4 protein-coding genes and 4 pseudogenes are annotated in these 4,431 nt (G+C 41.1%); 7 read left to right on the top strand and 1 reads right to left on the bottom strand.

The genetic code is table 11. The features are described 5' to 3' along the window. A partial coding sequence (locus CXF61_RS11375) for an IS5 family transposase (RefSeq protein WP_165598266.1) occupies positions 1-588 on the top strand: 588 nt, incomplete at its 5' end. Between the two features lie 64 nt (positions 589-652). Here the strand turns inward: CXF61_RS11375 and CXF61_RS11370 are convergent. Then, positions 653-799: pseudogene (locus CXF61_RS11370) on the bottom strand (DUF3817 domain-containing protein); the annotation flags it as partial. Positions 800-972: 173 nt separating this feature from the next. Between CXF61_RS11370 and CXF61_RS11365 the strand changes: the two are divergent. From CXF61_RS11365 to CXF61_RS11340, 6 genes and pseudogenes are all read left to right on the top strand, one after another. Further along, a pseudogene (locus CXF61_RS11365) lies at positions 973-1,200 on the top strand (threonine synthase); the annotation flags it as partial. Between the two features lie 348 nt (positions 1,201-1,548). Continuing rightward, positions 1,549-2,292 carry a TorF family putative porin gene (locus CXF61_RS11360; protein WP_071001644.1) on the top strand — a complete coding sequence of 248 codons (744 nt, stop codon included), beginning with the start codon at positions 1,549-1,551 and terminating at the stop codon, positions 2,290-2,292. Between the two features lie 202 nt (positions 2,293-2,494). Further along, positions 2,495-2,668: pseudogene (locus CXF61_RS11355) on the top strand (IS1595 family transposase); the annotation flags it as partial. Between the two features lie 71 nt (positions 2,669-2,739). Then, positions 2,740-2,919 (top strand): annotated as a pseudogene (locus CXF61_RS11350) (transposase); the annotation flags it as partial. A gap of 383 nt (positions 2,920-3,302) precedes the next feature. Beyond that, the gene (locus CXF61_RS11345) at positions 3,303-3,995 is read left to right on the top strand and encodes a VIT1/CCC1 transporter family protein (protein ID WP_165598265.1); all 693 of its coding nucleotides are present in this window, start codon (positions 3,303-3,305) and stop codon (positions 3,993-3,995) included. Positions 3,996-4,233: 238 nt separating this feature from the next. Next, positions 4,234-4,431, top strand: a 198-nt coding sequence (locus CXF61_RS11340; RefSeq protein ID WP_193834216.1) for an IS1 family transposase, incomplete at its 3' end; no start/stop codon positions are given.

The following is a 4,431-nucleotide window of genomic DNA, read 5'->3' as shown; positions in this document are numbered from 1 at the left end:
CGCATATATCATCAATACCGTTACTGGCGTAAAACCGGTAAATGGCAAAAGCTCATGAAGATAGTCACAGCAAACTATGATAGTGAATGGTTATTTATAGACGGTAGCGTGGTCAAAGCTCATCAGCATAGTTCAGGTGCAGCCAGTCATCTTGATGAGGCCATTGGTAAAAGTGTTGCAGGTAATAGCAGCAAACTGCACTTAGTGGTCGATGCTTGTGGTAACCCTATACATATTGAGCTGACAGGTGGGCAAGTGCATGACGCTAAGATGGCAAAGACGTTGATAGATAGCACGATTAATAACCAGACTAAAGCGGTGATTGCAGACAGGGGCTACGATAGTAGTGATATTAGAGAGTGTATCTTCAAGCACTGTGCTGAGTCAGTCATACCCGTTAAGTCGAACTCTAAAAGCTGTAACGACACACTAGATTGGTATTTGTATCGTTGCCGTCATTTGGTAGAAAACGCTTTTGCTAGATTGAAACATTTTAGGGGCATTGCCACGCGATATGATAAGCTCAAAGATAGCTATGCAGCGGCGGTAATGCTCGCTTGTGTCTTTATCTGGTTGCCACTCATTTGAGTTCTATACACACCCTAGTGAGGTGCTCTTCTTTTTTCAATCACTTTCGAAGTTGAGAGTGGGGTATGATATAGGTAATAAACAACATACCGTGTGCCATACCGATGTATTTCACACCTTCTGGAATGTCCATCATATATTTTAGTGGCATGGCGATGAAGAGCAATAATAAGAAAGAGGTGCCTTCTAGATAGCCTATAGTCAGCTGAATGTAAAAATGTTATGGATTTAAACGCGCTACTGGTATAAATTTTCTTTGCGTGCTGCTTACACAGAGGCTGCACAAAATTCATCCCAGTAGCACTGTATCATTTTTAAAGTGGGTTAACTAGACAGCTAAAAGGATAAAAAATGACCAAACCTAATCCAAGAGTATTAGAAGTAAAAGGCGTATTCGTTGAGCCTGCATCGGCGGCTTCAATCGGCGGTGCAATCCGTGATATTAAAGCAGGTAAAATCGCTGAAGGTTCGGTGATCGTTTGCACAGTGACGGGTAATGGTCTAAAAGATCCTGACACTGCGATCAAACAATGTGCCGATGCCGTGATGCTCACCATCAATGCCACATTGGATGATGTCAGAACATCAATCCTATCAAATATGGAAAAATAATTTTTCATGCTTTGCTCAGAAGAAAATACTTAAAAAGCCAACCAACTGCGGTTGGTTTTTTTTATTGCATCGTGCAGAATATAAACTGTATAAGAATAATTCCTATTTACAAACAATTTGATACAGTTTGATTTGTTTTGGTGCAAAATCAATAAATCGCCCAATATTTGTGCAATACAATAATGCTTCAAAGTTGGTTTTGTAAGTTATTGCAGTTTTATTGCAAAGAAATAAGATAAAACAGTAACTTAATAAAGTTGGCACGCCCTTTGCTATTTCAATAACAAGTTCAGAGTCAAATCATTTCGATTTGAACATTTGTAATAAACAGCTTGGGGGAATACCAACATGAACTTTAAACTTTCTACATTAGTGGCTGCATCTTTACTCACTTGTGCAAGTGGCTTGACTATGGCAGCTGAAAGCGATGTATCATTCTCTGGTACTGCAGCAATGACTTCAGATTACCGCTATCGTGGTATGACACAAACTGAAAGCGACCCTGCCGTTCAAGTTGGTTATGGATTAACCCATAGCTCTGGCTTATACGCAGGTGTCTGGGGCTCGAATGTCGGCTTTGGTAGCTCATTAGAGCTCGATCCATATGTAGGTTATAGCACTGAACTTGGCTCTTTGGCGTCTAAACCAGTTTTAGATGTCGGTTTATGGTACTACGGCTATCCAAGTGCTTCTGATTTGAATTGGCTTGAGCTGTATGCACGTCTAGGTTTTGCAGACACCATCACTGTTGGTGACAGTTTGCTTGCAAGCGTGAATTTCACTAATGATTTTTTTGGCTTAGATACTGATGCATGGTATTTAAACCTGACTTATAGCATGCCATTGAGCGCATCTTTCGGTGGTGTAGCAAGCTTAGGTTATACCACTGCTGACGATTATGATTTCAGTGATAACGCTAGTGGCGATGATAACTACATCGACTGGAAAGTTGGTGTGACTTACAGCTTTGCTTCTGTTGAAGACCTGTCAGCTGAGCTTGCTGCTGTCGGCACAAATATTGACGCCGACACCAACCCGTACAAACGTGGTGTAGAGACTGGTGCTGTATTTACAATTACTAAAGCATTCTAAGTTGTAAATAGCATAGGCTAGAAAATTAGCCTTGCGATAAAAAAATCCTGTCTTACTTCAAGGCAGGATTTTTTTATGGAGAATTGGTTCTAAATACGTCTTGGCATGTTAAATGCTTAATATTTATATCGAATAAAGATTGTTTGAATAGATTAAAAAGAAGGGGCTGTCCTAGATGAGTAAAATTATTTAGGATAGCACTATGAGAAAGAGTAAACTAAGTTGGTATAAACAAAGCAGACTCATCGAGTTATTTGTTGCCGGTTCTACCGCGAGAACAGCAGCAAGCTTAGTTGGTGTTAATAAAACCACAGCCAGTTATTACTTTCATAGGCTAAGACTGCTTATTTACGAGAATAGGGGCTGTATAGAATTGAGAAAACATTGAAAAAAATAAGCAACGCCTTACTCTAATGTTTACCACAACAAAGAAATAAGGCATCACTTATGACTCGCACCAAGCTCAACGATGAACATTGGCACAAGCTATTTATTATATTGCGACAAATTAACGTATATAACAAGCCCAATCTAAGACGTACCGTTGAAGGCATGTTGTACCGCATACGAGTAGGCTGTCCATGGCGAGACTTACCTTCTTATTTTGGTCATTGGTCTCGCATATATCATCAAACCCCGATATTAACAACGTCACCTAAGGAAAGTAAACTTCATACCTCAGTCTTCTACACTATATAAATAGTAGCATATAGAGCTTTCTCGACTCATAAGATTTAAATAAACCCATAGTAATTATAGATATTAATAATATTTCGAGCACTATAATATTGAGGGATCCACTACCTAATAAGTTATAGTGCAGATTGTATAGGTTAACTGATCTCTAATATCGCTCTCAAATTCGGAACTGAATCTTTAACTTGATTAAAATTTGAACAATTCTTGAAGCCTTGAAAGCCCTATAGAATCAGAGAACTTAGCATAGATTTCTTATTGATTTTATCGCCAGCATACTTTTTAGAACACCACCGTATTTTTTGAGGATGTCTATGTCATACTCTATTCACGATGAGCCGCACCTAAGTAACCGGAGTCAATGGCTCAGAGCAGCGGTACTTGGCGCCAATGATGGACTCATTTCTACCGCCAGTTTACTGGTTGGTGTTGCCGCCGCAAACGCGAGCAGCCAAACCTTATTACTGACAGGATTGGCGTCACTGACTGCAGGGGCTTTATCGATGGCGGCTGGTGAGTATATCTCTGTGTCCTCACAAGCAGATACTGAAAAGGCTGATTTAAAAAAAGAGCTTTACGAGCTGACGCATAATTCTGAGCGGGAGCTTGTCGAGCTGACAACAATTTATAAGCAGCGTGGACTTGATCAAGACTTAGCACACCAAGTTGCTGTCGCCTTAACTGAGCACGATGCACTTGAGGCTCATGCTCGTGACGAGATAGGGCTAACTGAAATCAGTCAAGCAAAGCCCCTGCAAGCTTCCATTGCCTCCGCATTGGCCTTTATTACTGGTGCCATATTTCCTGTCATCGGCATCTTGGTGTTTCCAGCCCAGATCCTTGTTTGGTCATTGGCCGCGCTGACCATAGTCGGCTTAGTCCTACTTGGCATGGTATCGGCGCGCTTGGGCGGTGCACCCACTCTCCCTGCTGTCACTCGCGTCGTCGTGTGGGGTGTATTGGCCATGGTCGCAACATCACTTATTGGGCGATTACTTGGGGTGTAGCAGATTCAATTTAAAAGTATGACAGTTTTATTTTCAAATGACTAGAACGGTTTAGAGCCCAGTTTATTTTTAGCGCTCATTACTTTTTCGTAACGCATCCTAGAACGATACGTCTGTATCAGCGCGCGTTTGTAAGTAAAGACCTATTAAGGTATTCAAAAAGTGGTGGTGTGTCAGAAAGTATGCTGAGGAGATGAAAGGAGGGTGACAGCCAAAGCAAGATGATATATTTGAGGTTATGAAGACACAAATACAGATCAATTGCCCCGACTGTCACAGTCCCAGTTTTTCGATACACGGCAAAAAAAGCTATGGCAAGCAGAACTACCAGTGCAAGGACTGCAAACGTCAATTCATTGGCGACCATGCCTTAACTTATCATGGCTGTCACTCTAGAATAGAAGATAAAATACGGCTAATGACAGTGAGAGGCTGT

It is taken from the genome of Psychrobacter sp. 4Dc (assembly GCF_002836715.1).
Lineage (GTDB): Bacteria > Pseudomonadota > Gammaproteobacteria > Pseudomonadales > Moraxellaceae > Psychrobacter.
Note: the sequence above shows the minus strand (reverse complement) of the source record. Positions and strands in the feature narration are given on the sequence as shown.